Annotated in this window: 20 protein-coding genes; 13 read left to right on the top strand and 7 right to left on the bottom strand. The window is 69.8% G+C overall.

From position 1 onward, the window contains the following. Positions 1-5 precede the first annotated feature (5 nt). Both lspA and AC1RN5_RS20765 read left to right on the top strand, forming a co-directional pair. Positions 6-491 carry a signal peptidase II gene (gene lspA, locus AC1RN5_RS20770; RefSeq protein WP_493043527.1) on the top strand — a complete coding sequence of 162 codons (486 nt, stop codon included), beginning with the start codon at positions 6-8 and terminating at the stop codon, positions 489-491. Positions 492-572: 81 nt separating this feature from the next. Beyond that, positions 573-1,130 (top strand): DUF3035 domain-containing protein, encoded by a 558-nt coding sequence (locus AC1RN5_RS20765; protein WP_421933291.1) that lies wholly within the window; start codon positions 573-575, stop codon positions 1,128-1,130. Here AC1RN5_RS20765 and AC1RN5_RS20760 read toward each other — a convergent pair. After that, positions 1,111-1,485, bottom strand: a complete 375-nt coding sequence (locus AC1RN5_RS20760; RefSeq protein WP_493043525.1) for a hypothetical protein — start codon at positions 1,483-1,485, stop codon at positions 1,111-1,113. The genes AC1RN5_RS20765 and AC1RN5_RS20760 overlap by 20 nt on opposite strands. Positions 1,486-1,559: 74 nt before the next feature. Continuing rightward, positions 1,560-2,495: a TraB/GumN family protein gene (locus tag AC1RN5_RS20755; protein ID WP_493043524.1), complete on the bottom strand. Its 936-nt coding sequence runs from the start codon at positions 2,493-2,495 to the stop codon at positions 1,560-1,562. 58 nt (positions 2,496-2,553) lie between these two features. On the opposite strand from AC1RN5_RS20755, the gene mutL reads away from it, so the two are divergent. Next, positions 2,554-4,398, top strand: a complete 1,845-nt coding sequence (gene mutL / locus AC1RN5_RS20750) for a DNA mismatch repair endonuclease MutL (RefSeq protein WP_493043522.1) — start codon at positions 2,554-2,556, stop codon at positions 4,396-4,398. Between the two features lie 9 nt (positions 4,399-4,407). Further along, the gene (locus AC1RN5_RS20745) at positions 4,408-4,890 is read left to right on the top strand and encodes a hypothetical protein (RefSeq protein ID WP_493043521.1); all 483 of its coding nucleotides are present in this window, start codon (positions 4,408-4,410) and stop codon (positions 4,888-4,890) included. A 28-nt stretch (positions 4,891-4,918) separates the two neighbouring features. Here AC1RN5_RS20745 and AC1RN5_RS20740 read toward each other — a convergent pair whose 3' ends face one another. Both AC1RN5_RS20740 and AC1RN5_RS20735 read right to left on the bottom strand, forming a co-directional pair. Further along, positions 4,919-5,245 carry a cell division protein ZapA gene (locus AC1RN5_RS20740; RefSeq protein WP_304697349.1) on the bottom strand — a complete coding sequence of 109 codons (327 nt, stop codon included), beginning with the start codon at positions 5,243-5,245 and terminating at the stop codon, positions 4,919-4,921. Between the two features lie 2 nt (positions 5,246-5,247). After that, a complete protein-coding gene (locus AC1RN5_RS20735) occupies positions 5,248-5,667 on the bottom strand; it encodes a DUF4164 family protein (protein WP_493043650.1) in 420 nt (139 codons plus the stop codon). Between the two features lie 26 nt (positions 5,668-5,693). Between AC1RN5_RS20735 and tkt the strand changes: the two genes are divergently transcribed. The 5 genes from tkt to fba all read left to right on the top strand — a co-directional run bounded on the left by tkt (position 5,694) and on the right by fba (position 12,590). Further along, positions 5,694-7,667, top strand: coding sequence for a transketolase (gene tkt, locus AC1RN5_RS20730; protein WP_493043519.1), 1,974 nt, complete (start codon positions 5,694-5,696; stop codon positions 7,665-7,667). A gap of 178 nt (positions 7,668-7,845) precedes the next feature. After that, on the top strand, positions 7,846-9,045 hold the full coding sequence (gene purT / locus AC1RN5_RS20725) for a formate-dependent phosphoribosylglycinamide formyltransferase (RefSeq protein ID WP_493043517.1): 1,200 nt from the start codon (positions 7,846-7,848) through the stop codon (positions 9,043-9,045). 216 nt (positions 9,046-9,261) lie between these two features. Continuing rightward, positions 9,262-10,272: a type I glyceraldehyde-3-phosphate dehydrogenase gene (gap, locus tag AC1RN5_RS20720; RefSeq protein WP_493043515.1), complete on the top strand. Its 1,011-nt coding sequence runs from the start codon at positions 9,262-9,264 to the stop codon at positions 10,270-10,272. Between the two features lie 11 nt (positions 10,273-10,283). Next, complete coding sequence (locus AC1RN5_RS20715; RefSeq protein ID WP_493043513.1) at positions 10,284-11,474, top strand: phosphoglycerate kinase; 1,191 nt, start codon at positions 10,284-10,286, stop codon at positions 11,472-11,474. A gap of 30 nt (positions 11,475-11,504) precedes the next feature. Then, positions 11,505-12,590 (top strand): class II fructose-bisphosphate aldolase, encoded by a 1,086-nt coding sequence (fba, locus tag AC1RN5_RS20710; protein ID WP_304697354.1) that lies wholly within the window; start codon positions 11,505-11,507, stop codon positions 12,588-12,590. Positions 12,591-12,733: 143 nt separating this feature from the next. Here fba and AC1RN5_RS20705 read toward each other — a convergent pair whose 3' ends face one another. From AC1RN5_RS20705 to AC1RN5_RS20695, 3 genes are all read right to left on the bottom strand, one after another. Next, entirely contained in the window at positions 12,734-14,371 is a 1,638-nt protein-coding gene (locus tag AC1RN5_RS20705) for an MFS transporter (RefSeq protein ID WP_493043511.1), read from the bottom strand. Between the two features lie 82 nt (positions 14,372-14,453). Beyond that, positions 14,454-14,945 (bottom strand): bacterioferritin, encoded by a 492-nt coding sequence (bfr, locus tag AC1RN5_RS20700; protein ID WP_304697356.1) that lies wholly within the window; start codon positions 14,943-14,945, stop codon positions 14,454-14,456. A gap of 111 nt (positions 14,946-15,056) precedes the next feature. Then, the gene (locus tag AC1RN5_RS20695) at positions 15,057-15,242 is read right to left on the bottom strand and encodes a (2Fe-2S)-binding protein (protein ID WP_493043509.1); all 186 of its coding nucleotides are present in this window, start codon (positions 15,240-15,242) and stop codon (positions 15,057-15,059) included. Between the two features lie 208 nt (positions 15,243-15,450). Here AC1RN5_RS20695 and AC1RN5_RS20690 point away from each other — a divergent pair, with 208 nt between their 5' ends. The 4 genes from AC1RN5_RS20690 to AC1RN5_RS20675 all read left to right on the top strand — a co-directional run bounded on the left by AC1RN5_RS20690 (position 15,451) and on the right by AC1RN5_RS20675 (position 18,715). Beyond that, positions 15,451-16,569, top strand: coding sequence for a cytochrome ubiquinol oxidase subunit I (locus tag AC1RN5_RS20690; RefSeq protein WP_493043507.1), 1,119 nt, complete (start codon positions 15,451-15,453; stop codon positions 16,567-16,569). A 67-nt stretch (positions 16,570-16,636) separates the two neighbouring features. Next, positions 16,637-17,284 carry a thiamine phosphate synthase gene (thiE, locus tag AC1RN5_RS20685; RefSeq protein ID WP_493043505.1) on the top strand — a complete coding sequence of 216 codons (648 nt, stop codon included), beginning with the start codon at positions 16,637-16,639 and terminating at the stop codon, positions 17,282-17,284. A gap of 67 nt (positions 17,285-17,351) precedes the next feature. After that, positions 17,352-17,921 carry an elongation factor P gene (gene efp / locus AC1RN5_RS20680; RefSeq protein ID WP_493043503.1) on the top strand — a complete coding sequence of 190 codons (570 nt, stop codon included), beginning with the start codon at positions 17,352-17,354 and terminating at the stop codon, positions 17,919-17,921. Beyond that, positions 17,921-18,715, top strand: coding sequence for an inositol monophosphatase family protein (locus AC1RN5_RS20675; RefSeq protein ID WP_493043501.1), 795 nt, complete (start codon positions 17,921-17,923; stop codon positions 18,713-18,715). The genes efp and AC1RN5_RS20675 overlap by 1 nt, the downstream gene beginning before the upstream one ends. Positions 18,716-18,737 lie beyond the last annotated feature (22 nt).

The raw sequence follows: 18,737 nt of genomic DNA, 5'->3' as shown, positions 1-18,737 counted from the left end.
GGCCTGTGAAATCTGTCTCCAAGCTGGGCTGGCTGGCCTATGGCCTGGCCGCCACGGTCATCGTGCTGGACCAGATCGCCAAGGCCGCGATCCTCAACCTGCTGGGAACCCAGGCGGGCTCCAGCGTGCCGGTGGGCGGGCCCTTCAGCCTGACCCTGGTGTGGAACCAGGGGGTGAGCTTTGGCCTCTTCCGCGCCGAGCACGACCTGGTGCGCTGGCTGCTGGTGGCCTTCTCCCTGATCGTCGCGGTCCTGCTCAGCGGCTGGGCGCGGCGTACCGAGCGCCTGGCCATGGGGCTGGGCCTGGGCCTGGTGATCGGCGGGGCCATCGGCAACGCCATCGACCGCATCCGCTTCGGCGCGGTCGTGGATTTCCTGGACTTCCAGCGCCTGGGCTTCTTCCCCTGGGTGTTCAACGTGGCCGACGCGGCCATCACCGTGGGGGTGGTCTTCCTTTTGCTCGATTCCGCGCGCAAGGAAGCTGCGGCCTGAAAGCGCGTTGGCGCTAATCGCCGTTTGCGGTATCTCACCTATCCATCCCGGCCGGGGGCGGCCTATCGGAGCCTATAGTTGATGAGCTTGAACCGAGTGATCGTCGCGACCGCCCTGATCGGGATGGTGGGTCTCACCGGCTGCGCCTCGAGCCGCAAGGCCCTGGGCATGACCAAGGTGACCCCCGACGAGTTCCGCGTGGTCTCCAAGGCGCCCCTGGTGGTGCCGCCCGACTATTCCCTGCGCCCGCCGGCGCCGGGTGAGCCCCGTCCGCAGGAACTGCAGCCCGAGAGCGCCGCGCGCACCGCCCTGCTGGGCCGCCGCGACGCCGAGGCCCGCACCGAGGGCGAGAAGCTGCTGGTGGCCAAGGCCGGCGCCGACAAGGCCGACCCGCTGATCCGCTACGTCGTCGACGACGAGGGCGGCGACCTGGCCCACAAGGAAAAGAGCTTCGCCGACAAGGTGATGTTCTGGAAGGACAACAAGGCCAACGCCGCGGCCGCCGCCGGCGCGGGCGACAATGTCGCCGCCCCGATCGATCCCGCCGCCGAAGCCGCCAAGATCCGCGAAGTGACCGGCGACAAGCCGGTGATCATCGCCCGCGAGAAGAGCTCGCGGATCAAGCTTCCCGGTCTGTAGGACCCGGACGGCGGTAGGCCTGGAAGGTCAGGACCGCCCCCAGGGTGAACAATAGGCCGATGACCGCATAGGTCGACGCGCTCGCGCCAAGCTGCGGGGCCGTCGGCGCGAACATGCGCAGCAGGCCGACCACGAGGGCCGCCCAACCCAGAAGCGTCACCAGCAGGGGCCAGCGCCAGGCCCAGCTATTGTGCGCCCGCACAACGGCCAGCCCTCCCACGAACAGCAGCAGCCCGTTGAGATAGACCAGGGCGGGGCTGACCCCGCTCCAGATCTCCAGGTTAAGCGCCTCGGAGAGGGTCATCACCATGAGGGTGGGGCCCGCCAGGCCGGCGATATGTCTAGGATCGGCCATCTCGGTCTCCGGGCTCTGGAGGGCCGATCAAGCGCCAGCTTGCGCGCCGCCCGCCTTGATGCCGATCAAGCCGCCTATTCCTCCCCCGGCGTCTTCACCTCGAACCCCTGGGACCGAAGCTGGTCCAGCACCCCGCCCTGGGCCAGCAGGGGGCGCAGGGGCACGACGGCCACGGCGTGGCCCGGGGTCTTCAGGGCCTTGGCGATGGCGGCGGCCTGGTCGGCCTTGAAGCGGGTGTCGAGGGACAGGGCTCCCGGCGCGGCGGCCAGGCATTTCTCGAAGCCGCGTTCGGCGGTCAAGGCGCCGCGGACATCGCCCTGGGCCCAGGCCTGGGCGGCCCGGCGGGCGCCGCCGGGACCGGCCTCGGCCTCGGTCAGCGCGTCGTCCAGACAGGCCCGCTGGGCGGCCTGGGGCGTTTTGACCACCTGCCCCAGCAGGGCTCCGCCGTCGTAGGATTTCTCCTCCACCTTCAGCCGGCGGGCCTTGGCCAGGCGCCGCACGGTCTTGGCGGGATCGGCGGCGGTGAGCTGGGCGGCCTGGCGGTAGTCGTCCACCAGGATCAGGCCGGCCGCCAGGCCGTTCTTGACCCGGTAACGGTCGGCGGGCTTGCCGGCCTGGGTCCGCACGGCGGCGAACCGGGCCCGCAGGGCCGGCGCCAGGGTCTCTTCATAGGGGGTCTTCGATCTCAGCCGCAGCAGGTTGAAGGCCGCGCCAGGGACGGTGAGCAGGCTGACGCTGACCTGGTTGAACGGCAGGATCACCCGGTTGGCCCCCTCCAGCCGACGCAGGAGCACGCTCTCATCCCAGGGCAGGGACTTGGGCATGACCGAGGGGGCGCCCAGGACATAGACGATGGTGTCGGCGTCGGAGACCCGCCACCAGGCCGGCCCCGGCAGGCGGCCGGTGACCACCAGCTCCTCCACCAAGGTCGCGTCGGGGTCCGGCGTCTGGGCGCCGGCGGGGGCCGCCAGCACCAGGACGGCGAGGGCCAGGAGTCTTGCGAAGGTCATGGGCCTCATGCCGGCTGGAATCGTCCTATATATCCAGTCCGAGGACCTAGACCCTAAAATGACCATCCGCCGCCTGCCGCCCGAGACCGTCAACCGCATCGCCGCCGGCGAGGTGGTGGAGCGGCCTGCCAGCGCGGTCAAGGAGCTGGTGGAGAACGCCCTCGACGCCGGAGCCACCCAGGTGGAGGTCCAGGCCGACGGCGGGGGTCTGACCCGCATCCTGGTGGCCGACGACGGCTCGGGCCTCTCGCCCCTGGAGCTGCCGCTGGCGGTGGAGCGCCACGCCACCTCCAAGCTCAGCCCCGACGACGCCGGGGACTATGACCTGCTGCACATCCACACCCTGGGCTTCCGGGGCGAGGCCCTGCCCTCCATCGGCTCGGTGGCGCGGCTGTCCATCTCGTCGCGCGCCCGGGGCTCGGCCGACGCCCACGCCATCCTGGTGGAGGGCGGCGCCATGGGGGCGGTCTCCCCCTCGGCCTTCCCCGGACCGCACGGGGCGCGGGTCGAGGTGCGCGACCTGTTCTACGCCACGCCGGCGCGGCTGAAGTTCATGAAGTCCGAGCGCTCTGAGGCCATGGCGATCGCCGAGGAGATCAAGCGCCAGGCCATGGCCCACGAGGCGGTCAGCTTCGCCCTGGATCTCGACGGCCGCCGCACCCTGCGCCTGCCCGCCGAGCGCAAGGGCCCCGAAGGCCGCCTGGCCCGCCTGGCCTCGATCATGGGCCGCGAGTTCCAGGACAATGCGCTCGCCATCGACCAGGAGCGGGACGGCATCCGGCTGTCGGGGTTCGCCGGCCTGCCCACCTACAATCGCGGCAACGCCGCCCATCAGTACCTGTTCGTCAACGGCCGCCCGGTGCGCGACCGCCTGCTCCAGGGCGCCCTGCGCGGCGCCTATGCCGATTTCCTGGCCCGCGACCGCCACCCCCTGGTGGCGCTGTATCTGGAGCTCGATCCCAGCCAGGTGGACGTCAATGTCCACCCCGCCAAGGCCGAGGTGCGGTTCCGCGATCCCGCCATGGTGCGCGGCCTGATCGTCAGCGGCCTGCGCCACGTCCTGGCCGGCGCCGGGCACCGGGCCTCGACCTCCGTGGCCAGCGAGGCGCTGTCGGGCTTCCGCCCCGGCTATTCGCCCCAACCCTCGGCGGAGGGGTTCTCGGCCTGGCGCATGGGCGGCTGGGCGCAGGCGGCGGCCCAGGCGATCCCCGGCCTGACCGAGGTCTCGGCCCGCGCCGAGGTCGCTTATGAGCCCTCCAGCTACGTCCCCGGCCCCGGCCTTCGGGAGGCCCCGGCCGCCTCGGTGGTATTCGATCCCGTGGACTTTCCGCTCGGCGCGGCCCGGGCCCAGGTGCACGAGACCTATATCGTCGCCCAGACCCGCGACGGCGTCGTCATCGTCGATCAGCACGCCGCCCACGAGCGCCTGGTCTATGAGCGGATGAAGGTGGAGATGGACGAGGGCGGGGTGACCCGCCAGGCCCTGCTGCTGCCCGAGGTGGTGGAGCTCGATCCCGCCGAGGCCGAGCGGGTGGTGGCCCGGGCCGACGAGCTGATGGCGCTTGGCCTTTCCGTCGAGGCCTTCGGCCCCGGCGCGGTGCTGGTGCGCGAGACGCCCGCCCTGCTGGGGGAGACCGACGTGGCCGGCCTGATCCGCGACATCGCCGACGATCTCTCGGAGAACGGCCAGGCCCTGGCGCTGAAGGAACGGCTGGCGGAGGTCTGCTCCACCATGGCCTGCCACGGCTCGGTTCGGGCCGGACGGCGGCTGTCGGCCCCGGAAATGAACGCCCTGCTGCGCCAGATGGAGGCCACGCCCCACTCGGGCCAGTGCAACCACGGGCGGCCGACCTATGTGGAGCTGAAGCTGGCCGACATCGAGCGGCTGTTCGGGCGGCGATAGGGACAGACCATGCGACACACACTCGCCCTCGCCGCCCTTGGGCTGGCGATCGTCGCGTTCGGCCCTGCCGCGGCCGCCGCCCGTGACTGCCGCAAGGGCGAACAGCTCATCTTCTCCTGTACGCTCAAGGGCAAGGTGGCGTCGGTCTGCGCCACGCCGGGCCAGGCGACCTACCGCTATGGGCGTCCGGGATCGCCGGAGATGGAGATCGCCAGCGGCGAGGGGCGCGCCTTCCAGAGCGTGGTCATCGGCGGCGGCGGCGGGAGCCAGACCAGCCTGCGCTTCAGCAACAAGGGCTTCAACTACATCGTGTCGTCGGGCGAGCAGGGCTCGCTGCACGACTCTCCCGGCAAGACGTGGTCGGTGCTGACCATCCTGCAGGGCGACAGGATCATCGCCTCGCGGACCTGCAAGCTGACCAGTCCCTGGGACCGCATCCGGGAGTCGGGTCTGCCCGATGACCCCGATGAGCGGTTCGTCGCCTGGTATTGAACCAGGGCGACGCCACAGGCCCCGCCTATTATTCCGCCGCCAGCTTCTCGATGCGCTTGGCGGCGTTGTCGAGGGCCAGGGTGGCGCGGACCTCGATGCGGGCCTGATCGGACTGCATGCGGGCCAGGTCGGCCTGGACGGTGGCGAGCCGGGCCTTCACGTCGGACAGTTCGTCGGCCAGCAGCAGGGCGCCCATCAGGAACAGCCGGGTGTCGCCGAGTTGCCCCATGTCCTGGGAGACCTGGCGAACCTGGCGGTCGAACAGCCTCGCCAATTCGAGCAGGTGCTGTTCCTGGCCGTCCTCGCAGCCCACCGAATAGGGCCGACCGTTCACCTCGATGATCATCTGGGCCATGGCTAGGCTTCCTCGCTCTCGGAGGCGGGGACTTGATCCTGCGGCGCCTGCGTCAGCGCCGCCTGGATCTCGGCGATGGCGCGACCCAGCGCCGCAGACGCCTCGGCGCCGGCCTCCTCCAGGGCGCGCTCGCGGGCGCGGGCCCGGTCGAGCTGGTCGGCGAGCTGGGCGCGGTCCTGGTCGAACAGGCCGCCCGGCTCCTCGCCCGCCTGGGGCGCGCGGGCCGCCAGACGCTGTTCCAGCTGGGCGACCGCGCGATCCAGCCGTTTTGCGGCCTGGTCGAGGGCGCTATCGCCCGCAGACTCCCGGTTCATTCGACGCTCCGAAGGTGTGACTGTTAATCTATAGACCGGGCCGGGCGGCCCCCGGAACCCGTCACGTTCCTTGACCCGATGTTGCGTGCGTGCGACCCCGCCCGCAATTCCCGTTCAGACTCACCGGAAGCCCCATGCCCGCACCGCTCCAGACCATGGCCGACGCGATCCGCGTCCTTTCCATGGACGCCGTCGAACAGGCCTCCAACGGTCACCCCGGCATGCCCATGGGCATGGCCGACGTGGCCACGGTGCTCTGGACCAAGTTCCTCAAATATGACGCCACCAAGCCCGACTGGGCCGACCGCGACCGTTTCGTGCTGTCGGGCGGGCACGGATCGATGCTGCTCTACAGCCTGCTGCACCTGTCGGGCTTCAAGGCCGTCAGCATGGACGAGCTGCGCAACCTGCGTCAGTGGGGCTCCAAGACCCCCGGCCACCCGGAAGTGGGTCACACCCCGGGCGTCGAGACCACCACCGGGCCCCTGGGCCAGGGCCTGGCCACCGCCGTGGGCATGGCCATCGCCGAGCGCCGCATGGCCGCCCGCTTCGGCGAGGACCTGGTGGACCACCGCACCTGGGTCGAATGCGGCGACGGCGACCTGATGGAGGGCGTCAGCCATGAGGCAATCAGCATCGCCGGCCGCCTGAAGCTCTCCAAGCTCACCGTCCTGTGGGACAACAATTCCATCACAATCGACGGCGCGGTCGCCCTGTCGGACGCCACCGACCAGGTGGCCCGCTTCAAGGCCGCCGGCTGGGCGGTGAAGTCCATCGACGGCCACGACCTGGGCCAGATCCGCCGGGCCATGGCCTGGGCGATCAAGCAGGACAGGCCGAGCCTGATCGCCTGCGCCACCAAGATCGGCAAGGGCGCGGGCACGCTCGAAGGCAGCCACGCCACCCACGGCAACGCGCTGGGCAAGGCCGAGGTGGCCGCCACCCGCGAGAAGCTGGGCTGGGCGCACGAGCCCTTCGTGGTGCCCGAGGAGGTCTACAAGCCCTGGCGCGCCGCCGGCCGCCGCGGCGGCAAGCAGCGCCGGAAGTGGGAGCAGACGCTCGCGGCCTCCAACTATCGCGACGACTTCGTCCGCGCCGTCGCCGGCGACCTGCCGGCCGACGCCTTCGAGAAGATCGACGCCCTGATCGCCGAGGCGGTCGAGACCAAGCCGGGCGCGGCCACCCGCCAGCACTCCGGCGCGGCGATCGCCGCCCTGTTCCCCAACATCCCGGAGATGGTGGGGGGCTCGGCCGACCTCACCGGCTCCAACAACACCCTGGTGAAGGGCACCCTGGCCTTCGATGCGCCTTCCTATGAGGGCCGCTACATCAATTTCGGCATCCGCGAGTTCGGCATGGCCGCGGCCATGAACGGCATGGCCCTGCACGGCGGGGTCATCCCCTATGCCGGCACCTTCATGGTGTTCTCAGACTACAGCCGTCCGGCGATCCGCCTGGGGGCGATCATGGGGGCGCGGGTGATCCACGTCATGACCCACGACTCCATCGGGGTCGGCGAGGATGGGCCCACCCACCAGCCGATCGAGCACCTGGCCGCCCTGCGCGCCATGCCGAACCTCAACGTGTTCCGCCCCGCCGACCTGGTGGAGACCGCCGAGTGCTGGAAGCTGGCCGTCGCCCGCAAGGATGGCCCATCGCTGATGGCGCTGTCGCGACAGAAGACCCCGGCGGCGCGCACCGTCGCCTCGTCGGAGAACCTGTCGGCCAAGGGCGCCTATGAATTGGCGGCCGCCGAGGGCGGCGCGGCCAAGGTGACCATCTTCTCCTCGGGCACCGAGGTGGGCGTCGCCATGGCGGCGCGGGATCTGCTGCAGGCCGAGGGGATCGCCACGCGGGTGGTCTCCACCCCCTGCTGGGAGCTGTTCGCCGCCCAGCCCGCCGCCTATCGCGAGAGCGTCTTGGCGAAGAATACCGTCCGCGTCGCCGTCGAGGCCGCCGCCAGCTTCGGCTGGGAGCGCTTCATCGGCGAGGACGGGGTGTTCGTCGGCATGCACGGCTTCGGCGCCAGCGCCCCGGCCGACCGCCTCTACAAGGAATTCGGCATCACCGCCGAGGCCGTCGCGGCCGCGGCGAAGTCGAAGCTCTAGAACAGTGTCATCCCGCATGGAGCGCGCAGCGCGGAAGTGCGGGACCCAGAAGCACCGATCTCTCCGGCACGCCCCGCGCGTCTGGGTCCCGGACAGCCGCTGACGCGGCTTCCGGGATGACACCCTTGTTCGTGTGGTTCGTGGTTTAATCCCAGACTGACTCACCAGGAGCCCTCCCATGCGCCTCGGCACGCCGCTCTCGCCCTCCGCCGTCAAGGTCATGCTGCTCGGCTGCGGGGAGTTGGGCAAGGAGGTGGCGATCGAGCTGCAGCGCCTGGGCTGCGAGGTGATCGGGGTGGACCGCTACGCCGACGCGCCCGCCATGCAGGTGGCCCACCGGTCCCACGTGATCGCCATGACCGACGCGGCCGCCCTGCGCGCCGTGGTGGAGCTGGAGCGCCCGCACCTGATCGTGCCGGAGATCGAGGCCATCGCCACCGACGAGCTGGTGCGGATCGAGGCCGAGGGCCTGGCCACCGTCATCCCCACCGCGCGGGCCGCCCAGCTGACCATGAACCGCGAGGGCATCCGCCGGCTGGCCGCCGAGGAACTGGGCCTGCCCACCAGCGCCTACGCCTTCGCCTCGACGGAGGCCGAACTGACGGCGGCCGCCAACGGCGTCACCGGCTACCCGTGCTTCGTGAAGCCGGTGATGAGCTCTTCGGGCAAGGGCCAGTCCTATGTGGAGAAGCCCGAGGACATTCCCGCCGCCTGGAAATACGCCCTGGAGGGCGGCCGGGTGGAGCAGCCCCGCGTGATCGTCGAGGGCCGGGTCGCCTTCGACTTCGAGATCACCCAGCTCACCGTCCGCTATCGCGGGCCCGAGGGGACCATCGAGACCGCCTTCTGCGCCCCCATCGGCCACCGCCAGGTAAAGGGCGACTATGTGGAGAGCTGGCAGCCCCAGGCCATGAGCCCCGCCGCCCTGGCGCGGTCCCGGGAGATCGCCGAGGTGGTCACCGGATCGCTGGGGGGCCTTGGCCTGTTCGGCGTCGAGCTGTTCGTGAAGGGCGACGAGGTGTGGTTCTCCGAGGTCAGCCCCCGGCCCCACGACACCGGCCTGGTGACCCTGGCCACCCAGGTGCAGAGCGAGTTCGCCCTGCATGCCCGCGCCATTCTCGGCCTGCCGGTGGATGTCAGCCTGCGCGAGCCCGGGGCCAGCGCGGTGATCTATGGCGGGATGGAGGCCCGGGGCGTGGCCTATGAGGGGGTCGCCCAGGCCCTCGGCGTGCCCGGCGCGGACCTGCGCCTGTTCGGCAAGCCCGAGGCCTTCGAGCGCCGCCGCATGGGGGTGGCGCTCGCCCGCGCCGCCGACACCGACACCGCGCGCGCCAACGCCAAGCTGGCCGCCGACCGGGTGGCGGTGGTCCAGGGCTGACCCCGCCGCGGCCTTCCGCGGAGGAAACCCCTGAAGATCATATAATTAGCCGGATCGGCCGTCGCGGGGACGCTGTTCGCGCACGCGCGGCCGGAAATCCAGGGTCAGACACACTTTGCGGCAAGACTTGATCGGTCCAGGGGTTGACTCAAGCGCCCCCAACCCGAAAAACCGCGCCCAAATCCAAGTATCGGTTCAGCACTCGAGGAGATCTCCATGACCGTCCGCGTCGCCATCAATGGGTTCGGCCGCATCGGCAGGAACGTCCTGCGCTCGCTCGTCGAACATGGCCGCACGGACATCGAGGTCGTGGCCATCAATGACCTGGGCCCGGTGGAGACCAACGCCCACCTGCTGCGCTACGACAGCGTGCACGGCCGGTTCCCGGGCACGGTGACCGTCGACGGCGACACGATCGATCTGGGCCACGGCAAGATCAAGGTCACCGCGATCCGCAATCCGGCCGAGCTGCCGCACAAGGACCTCGGCGTCGACATCGCCTTCGAGTGCACCGGCCTCTTCACCACCAAGGAGAAGGCCGCCGCCCACCTGACCGCCGGCGCCAAGCGCGTCCTGGTCTCGGCCCCCTGCACCGACGCCGACAAGACCATCGTCTACGGCGTGAACCACGACACCCTGACCGCCGAGGACCTCATCGTCTCCAACGCGTCCTGCACCACCAACTGCCTGGCGCCGGTGGCCCACGTGCTGCAGGCCCTGTGCGGCATCGAGCGTGGCTACATGACCACGATCCACTCCTACACCGGCGACCAGCCGACCCTGGATACGATGCACTCCGACCTGTACCGCGCGCGCGCCGCGGCGATGTCGATGATCCCCACCTCCACCGGCGCGGCCAAGGCGCTGGGCCTGGTGATCCCGGCCCTGAAGGGCAAGCTGGACGGCTCCTCCATCCGCGTGCCGACCCCCAACGTCTCGGTGGTGGACCTGACCTTCGTGCCCAGCAGGACCACCACGGTCGAGGCCATCAACGCCGCCTTCGAGGCCGCCGCCGCCTCGGGCCAGCTCAAGGGCGTCCTGGCCGTCACCAAGGACCCGCTGGTCTCCATCGACTTCAACCACGCTCCGGCCTCCTCGACCGTGGCCCTGCCCCAGACCCAGATCGTCGACGGCGGCCTGTGCCGGGTGCTGTCCTGGTACGACAACGAGTGGGGCTTCTCGACCCGCATGAGCGACACCGCCGTGGCCATGGCGAAACTGATCTAAGAGATCAGATCATGACCTTCCGGACCCTCGACGACGCCGACCTGAAGGGCCGACGCGCCCTGGTTCGCGTGGACTTCAATGTGCCGATGCACGACGGCGCGGTGTCGGACGACACCCGCCTGCGCGCCGCGGTCCCCACCATCGAGAAGCTGCGGGCCGGCGGGGCCAAGGTGATCCTGCTGGCCCACTTCGACCGGCCCAAGGGCAAGGTGGTCCCCTCCATGAGCCTGGAGCCCATCGCGCCGGCGCTCGCCAAGGTGCTCGGCGCGCCCGTCGCCTTCGGCCCCGACTGCGTGGGTCCGGCGGCCGCCTCGGCCGTCGCGGCGATGAAGGCCGGGGACGTCCTGCTGCTGGAGAACGTCCGCTTCCATGCGGGCGAGGAAAGCAACGATCCCGACTTCGCCAAGGCCCTGGCCGCCAACGGCGATCTCTATGTGAACGACGCCTTCTCCGCCGCCCACCGGGCGCACGCCTCCACGGCGGCCCTGGCCCACCTGCTGCCGGCCTATGCGGGCGAGCAGATGCGGCTGGAGCTGACCGCCCTGGACAAGGCGCTGGGCCATCCCGAGCGGCCGGTGATGGGTATCGTTGGCGGCTCGAAGGTCTCCAGCAAGCTCGACCTGCTGCGCAACCTGGTGACCCGGCTGGACAAGCTGGCCATCGGCGGCGGCATGGCCAACACCTTCCTCTACGCCCAGGGCCATGACGTGGGCCTGTCCTATTGCGAGAAGGATCTCGCCGAGACGGCGCGGGACATCATCCGCCTGGCCGGCCAGAACAACTGCAAGCTCTTCCTGCCCCTGGACATCGTGGTGGCCGAGGCCCTGGCCCCCGGCGCCGCGGCCCGGGTGCGCGGCCTGGGGGAGGTGGACGAGCACGAGCGCATCCTGGACGCCGGTCCCGAGACCGTGGAACGGCTGTGCCGGGCCATGGACAACTCCAAGACCCTGATCTGGAACGGTCCGCTGGGCGTGTTCGAGATGCCGCCCTTCGACAAGGGCACGGTGAGCGCGGCGCGCTACGCGGCGGGTCTGGCCAAGGCCGGCAAGTTGGTGGCGGTGGCCGGCGGCGGTGATACTGTGGCGGCTCTGAATGCAGCCGGCTGCGCGGATGACTTTACTTTTGTCTCCACCGCGGGCGGCGCGTTTCTTGAATGGATGGAAGGCAAGGAGCTGCCCGGCGTGGCGGCTCTCGCCAATTAGACTAACGATTTTGATGGAGCGCGGGGACACATGGCCCGGGTCACACTGAGACAACTTCTCGATCACGCCGCCGAGCATGGCTACGGCGTGCCGGCGTTCAATATCAACAACATGGAACAGGCGCTGGCGATCATGGAGGCCGCGGAGGCCACCGACTCGCCGGTGATCATGCAGGCGTCGCGCGGCGCCCGGTCCTATGCGAACGACATCGTGCTCAAGCACCTGATCGACGCCATGGCCGAGATGTACCCGCACATCCCGATCTGCATGCACCAGGACCACGGGAACAACGAGGCCACCTGCGCCACGGCGATCCAGTACGGCTTCACCTCGGTGATGATGGACGGCTCGCTCAAGGCCGACGGCAAGACGCCCGCCGACTACGACTACAACGTCAAGGTCACCCGCAACGTGGTGGACATGGCCCACTGGGTCGGCGCCAGCGTCGAGGGCGAGCTGGGCGTGCTGGGCAGCCTCGAGACCGGCATGGGCGACAAGGAGGACGGCCACGGCTTCGAGGGCAAGCTCGGCCACGACCAGCTGCTCACCGATCCCGACCAGGCCGTCGAGTTCGTGAAGGCCACCGAGGTCGACGCGCTGGCCATCGCCATGGGCACCAGCCACGGCGCCTACAAGTTCACCCGCAAGCCGGACGGCGACGTCCTGGCCATGGGGGTGATCGAGGAGATCCACCGCCGCCTGCCCAACACCCACCTGGTGATGCACGGCTCCTCCTCGGTGCCGCAGGACCTGCAGGACATCATCAACCAGTACGGCGGCGAGATGCCCCAGACCTGGGGCGTGCCGGTGGAGGAGATCCAGCGCGGCATCAAGCACGGCGTCCGCAAGATCAACATCGACACCGACAACCGGATGGCCATCACCGGCGCGATCCGCAAGGTGTTCGCCGAGAAACCCGGCGAGTTCGATCCGCGCAGCTACCTGAAGCCCGCCAAGGAAGCCATGCGCAAGGTCTGCGTCCAGCGCTTCGAGGAGTTCGGCACCGCCGGCCACGCCTCGAGCATCAAGGCGATCCCGCTCTCGGACATGGCCAAGCGCTACGCCTCGGGCGAACTGGCCCCGAAGATCGGCGTCACGCGCCAGGCGGCCGAATAGGCAAAGCTGTCTCCCTCCCCTTCATGGGGAGGGTGGACGAAGCGAAGCTTCGGACGGGTGGGGAATAGAGGCCACGCTCCCCCACCCCGCTCGCTTCGCGATCTACCCCTCCCCATAAAGGGGAGGGAGGGCGCGTCGCCGCTTCAGTCGATATTGGCCCCGCGCATCTCCTTCACGAAGACGGCGCCCACCACCACCGTCACGGCGGCGATGACGATGGGGTACCAGAGGCCGTAATAGATATCGCCGGTGGCGGCGACCATGGCGAAGGCCGTGGTGGGCAGGAAGCCGCCGAACCAGCCGTTGCCGATGTGGTAGGGCAGCGACATCGAGGTGTAGCGGATCTTGGCCGGGAACATCTCCACCAGGGCCGCGGCGATCGGGCCATAGACCATGGTCACGTAGAACATCAGCAGGAACAGCAGCCCCACCACGGCGGGCTTGTGGACCAGGGCGCTATCGGCCTTGGCCGGGTAGCCGGCCTCCGAGAGGGCGGCGGTGAGGGTCTTGGCCCAGGCGGTCTTGGCGGCGGTGAACTCCGCCTTGGGCAGGCTGGTCCCGTCCAGGCTCGCGACCTCGACGGCGCCGATCCGCACGACGGCCAGGGTCCCGGCCGGGGCGGCCTGGTTCGAATAGGAGACCCCGGCGGTGGCCAGGGCCGACTTGGCCACATCGCAGGAGGAGGTGAAGGCGGTCTTGCCCACCGGATCGAACTGGAAGGCGCAGTCGGCCGGGTCGGCGATCACGGTGACGGGGGCGCTGGCGGTGGCGGCCGCCAGGGCGGGATTCGCCGCCGCCGTCAGGGCCTTGAAGATCGGGAAATAGGTCAGCGCCGCCAGCAGGCAGCCCAGCAGGATGATCGGCTTGCGGCCGATCCTGTCCGACAGCCAGCCGAACACCACGAAGAAGGGCACGCCCAGGATCAGGGCGAAGGCCACCAGGGTGTTGGCCAGCGCCCCGTCCAGCTTGAGCATCTTCTCCAGGAAGAACAGGGCGTAGAACTGGCCGGTGTACCAGACCACCGCCTGGCCGGCGGTCAGCCCCCCCAGGGCCAGGAGCACCAGCTTGAGGTTGCCCCATTCGCCGAAGGCCTCGGTGAGCGGCTTCTTCGAGGTGGTCCCCTCGTCGATCATCTTCTGGAAGACGGGGCTCTCGTGCAGGCGCAGGCGGATCCACAGGGAGACCGCCAGCAGCAGGGCCGAGACCAGGAAGGGGATGCGCCAGGCCCAGGCCTTGAAGACCTCTTCCCCCAGGCTGGTGCGGACCGCCAGGATGACGATCAGGCTGAGGAAGAGGCCCAGCGTCGCGGTGGTCTGGATCCAGCTCGTATAGAGGCCGCGCTTGCCCGGGGGCGCGTGCTCGGCGACGTAGGTGGCCGCCCCGCCGTACTCGCCCCCAAGGGCCAGGCCCTGGATCAGGCGCATGACGATCAGGGCCACGGGGGCGGCGACGCCGATCTGGTCATAGCCGGGCAGCAGGCCGACGGCGAAGGTCGAGAGCCCCATCAGCAGCATGGTGACCAAGAAGGTGTTCTTGCGGCCCCAGAGGTCGCCCAGGCGCCCGAAGACCAGGGCGCCGAAGGGGCGCACCGCGAAGCCCGCGGCGAAGGCCAGCAGGGCGAAGATGTAGCCGGTGGTCTCGTTGACGCCTGAGAAGAAGTGCTGGGTGATGAAGCCGGCGAGGGAGCCGTAGAGGTAGAAGTCGTACCACTCGAACACCGTGCCCACCGAGGCCCCGGCGATCACCATGCCGTTGCCGCTCGCGCGCTTTTCCTGAGCCATGCCGCCCTCCCCCCGAAGTTTCGAGACAAGAGCCTAGCTTCAATTGCGCGGGTGTCGACCTTCCGGGAGAGCCTGGACCGACTTAGTGGCCTTCGCCTCCGGCGAGCTCACCCATGGCGCTCTGCAGGTAGTTCTGCTCACCCAGTTGGCGGACCAGACTGATCTGGGTCTCGAGGAAGTCGATGTGCTCCTCGGTGTCGGTGAGGATCTCGCGCAGGATCTGGCGACTGACATAGTCGGCCGAGTCCTCGCAGAGCTTGATGCCGCGCACCTGGTCGGCGCGGCCGCCGACCTCGACCGCCAGGTCGGCGGCCAGGCACTCGGGCACGGTCTCGCCGATCTTCAGCTTGTGCAGGTCCTGCAGGTTGGGCAGGCCGTCCAGGAACAGGATGCGCTTGATGAGCTTGTCGGCGTGCTTCATCTCGCCGATCGACTCCTCGTAGGTCACCGCGCCCAGGCGGGCCAGGCCCCAGTTCTGGTACATCCGCGCGTGCAGGAAGTACTGGTTCACTGCGGTCAGCTCATTGGTCAGGACCGCGTTGAGCAGCTGGATGATCGCCTTGTCGCCCTGCATGTGAGCCTCCGTGAATGCGCCCGTCAGGCGCGCAACCTCCGGCGGAGCGCGGGACCTGTCAAAGCCTATGTTGGAAACAAGCCCGCCCGGCCTCGCCGACGCCGGCGGAGGCTATTCGGCGGCGTAGCGCAGGGCCTCGCCCTGTTCATCGACCATCTGCTTCATGTCGCAGACGCAGCGGGCGCACTGGGGCCGGGCCCCGCAGGCGCGGAAGATCTCGGCGGGACGCTGGGCGCCCCCCTCGATGGCGGCGCGGACGTCGCGTTCGCGGATGCCGTTGCAGTTACAGACGTACACGGGGCCTCTTCCCTCCGACTACGCCTCCATCTCTACCAGATGCGAACGCCGTTGCAACTCATTATCATCTGGGTTTCAGGGCTCGCGGAATAGGCGCGACGGTTTGTCGCTAAACCCACGCTTGGCGTCACACGTTATCCGGGATGAGAGTGACGCCCCTGGTCGGTGGGCACCTGTCACCGGCCACCTCGCGAAAAGGGCCGCGGACATGGAGGTCGACGCCCTCTTGCTGTCGCGGCTGCAGGCCGCCGCCCTGACCGCCGCCCATATCACCTTTCCCAGCCTCACCGTGGGGCTGGCCGGCTATCTGGCGGTGCTGGAGGGCCTGTGGCTGGGGTCCGGCAACCGGGTCTTCGAGACGCTCTACGCCTTCTGGCTGAAGATCTTCGCCGTCTCCCTGGCGATGTGCGGGGTGACCCTGGCGGGGCTGGCCTGCGAGATCGCCGCCAACTGGAGCCTGCTCTCCACGCCCCTCACCCCGCTGCTGGCGCCGCGACCGGCCACGGCCCTGATCACCGCCGTCGTCCTGGAGACGGGGCTGCTGGCGGTCATGCTGCTGGGGTGGCGGAGGCTGGACCCGCGGCTGCATCTGGCCGCCACTCTCCTGGCGGCCCTCGGGGCCCTGCTGCTCTCCTTCTGGCTCGTCTCGGCCGCCGGCTGGGTGCGCCATCCGATCGACCTACCGAGGCTGACCGAGGCCGGGCCGACGGCGAGCGGCTGGCGGGCGGCGGTGCTGTCGCCGGGGTTCCCGTCCCGCTTCGCCCATCTGGCGCTGGCCTCCTACCTGACCACGGCCCTGGTGGTCGGGGCGGCCTCGGCCTGGCGCGCGCTGAGGGACCCGGAGGAGGCCGAGTCCGCCACCGCCCTGCGCATGGGGGTGGGGCTGGTGGCCATCGCCGCCCCCCTGCAGCTGGTGACCGGCGGCGGCTGGACCGTCGACGCAGCGGTCCTCGAAATGTCCCGGGCCTATCAGGTGATGGTCGGGCTCGGCGTCGCGATGATCGGCCTGGGCGTCTGGGGCGCCTGGCTTTCCTGGCGCAACAGCCTGGCGCGGACACCGGTCTATCTGATCGCGGCGATGGCCATGGGGCCGACGGGATTTGTCAGCACGGTCGCCGGCTGGACGCTCACCGGGCGAGGACTCCCGGCCTTCGCCGTTCACGACCTGCTGCGCGCCGCCGACGGCGCCGCCTCGGTGACGGCGCCGGTCTCCCTGCTGGCCGTCCTGGCCCTGCACGGCCTGGTTCTCGGCCTCGGCGCCCTCTACCTCCTGCGCCTGATCGGCCGCGGCCCGGTGAGCGAGCCCCCCGACGCGGCCCGTCCCTGAGCGGACGCCGGGCCTTCGGCGATCTGCCCCTCCCCAGGATGGGACGGGATGGGGTATTGGACAGTCCATGACCCCGTCCTGCCGCCTCTACCTGATCACCCCGCCCCGCATCGACGACCTGGTCGCCTTCGGCAGGACCCTGGCCCACGCCATGGACGCCGGGGACGTCGCGGCCGTGCAGATCCGGCTGAAGGACCAGCCCGAAGAGGTGATCGCCGCGGCGGTGGACGTGCTGTCGCCGATCATCCAGGCCCGCGGCGCGGTGGTGATCCTCAACGACGATCCCGTCCTGGCGGCGAAACTGAAATGCGACGGGGTCCATATCGGCCAGGACGACATGCCGCTCCCCCAGGCCCGCAAGGTCATGGGGCCGGACGCGATGATCGGGGTGACCTGTCACGACAGCCGGCATCTGGCCATGGAGGCCGCAGAGGCCGGGGCCGACTATGTGGCCTTCGGCGCCTTCTTCCCCACCACCACCAAGGAGGCGCCCACGCGGGCCGAACCGGAGATCCTGTCCATCTGGCAGGAGGTGATGGAGACCCCCTGCGTCGCCATCGGCGGGATCACGGTGGAGAACGCCCGGGGCCTGGCCGCCGCCGGAGCGGACTTCCTGGCGGTCTCGGCCGGGGTGTGGAGCCATCCGGAGGGGCCGGCGGCGGCGGTGAAGGCCCTGAACGAGCAGATCGCGCTCGGCGTCGCCGACAGGGCCTAACCCCCTCGCCTTGCCTTAGGGGCCTGCGCCCACTAGGTTCCGCGCCTCAAATTTCGCAAAGAACCTCATGTCCAAAATCAACGCCGTCTCGATCAAGCCGGGGAATATCCTGCAGCATGACGGGGGACTGTGGGTGGCCGTGAAGGTCGTGCACGTGAAGCCCGGCAAGGGCGGCGCCTTCGCCCAGTGCGAACTGAAGAACATCGAGGACGGCCGCAAGCTCAACGAACGCTGGCGCACCTCCGACACGGTCGAGCAGATCCACCTCGACCAGAAGGACTATTCCTTCCTCTACGAACAGGGCGACATGCTGGTCTTCATGGACCAGGAGACCTACGAGCAGATCGAGCTGGCCAAGGACTTCGTCGGCGACGACCAGGTCCGCTTCCTGCAGGACGGCATGGTGGTGAAGCTGCAGCTCTTCGAGGAACGCCCCATCAGCATCACCCTGCCCGAGCAGGTGGTCCTGACCATCGTCGAGGCCGACGCCGTGGTGAAGAACCAGACGGCGTCCTCCTCCTACAAGCCGGCCAAGGCGGACAACGGCATGCGCATCCTGATCCCGCCCTATATGGAGGCCGGCGAACGCGTCCTGGTCTCCACCGAAACCGGCGAATACGTGCGCAGGGCCGACTGATGTCCACCCAAACCGCCCTCCTGAAGGTCATGTCCGACGCCGCCCGCAAGGCGGCCCGCGGCCTCAACCGCGACTTCGGCGAACTGACCGAGCTGCAGGTCTCCAAGAAGGGGGCCGCCGACTTCGTCTCGGCCGCCGACCTGAAGGCCGAGCAGACCATCTTCGAGATGCTGTCGAAGGCCCGTCCCGGCTACGGCTTCCTCGGCGAGGAACGCGGCCTGATCGAGGGCACCGACAAGACCCACACCTGGATCGTCGACCCGCTGGACGGCACCACCAACTTCCTGCACGCCATCCCCCACTTCGCCATCAACATCGCCCTGCAGCGCGAGGGCGCCGTCGTGGCGGCGGTGACCTACAACCCGGTGACCAACGAGCTGTTCTGGGCCGAGAAGGGCAAGGGCTGCTTCGTCAACGACAAGCGCCTGCGGGTCGCCGCGCGCCAGCACCTGGCCGAGAGCGTGCTGGCCACCGGGATCCCGTTCCTGGGCCACGGCCAGCACGCCACCTTCCTGAAGGAGCTGCACCAGATCAGCCAGCGGGTGGCCGGCGTCCGCCGGTTCGGCGCCGCGGCCCTGGACCTGGCCTTCGTGGCCGCCGGCCGCTTCGACGGCTACTGGGAGCGGGACCTGAAGCCCTGGGACCTGGCGGCGGGCCTGCTGCTGGTCAGCGAGGCCGGCGGCAAGGTGACCAGCGCGGAGGGCGACGAGGATGTGCTGGGTTCGGGAAGCATCTGCGCCTCGAACCTGGAACTGCATCCCCTGATCCTGCAGCGCCTGCGCGCCGCGGCCTGACCGACCTGGGACTCGTCCCGGT

Source organism: Phenylobacterium sp. GW821-FHT12F10 (assembly GCF_058806695.1).
The sequence above is the reverse complement of the archived record's forward strand: the minus strand, read 5'-3'. Positions and strand labels throughout refer to the sequence as shown.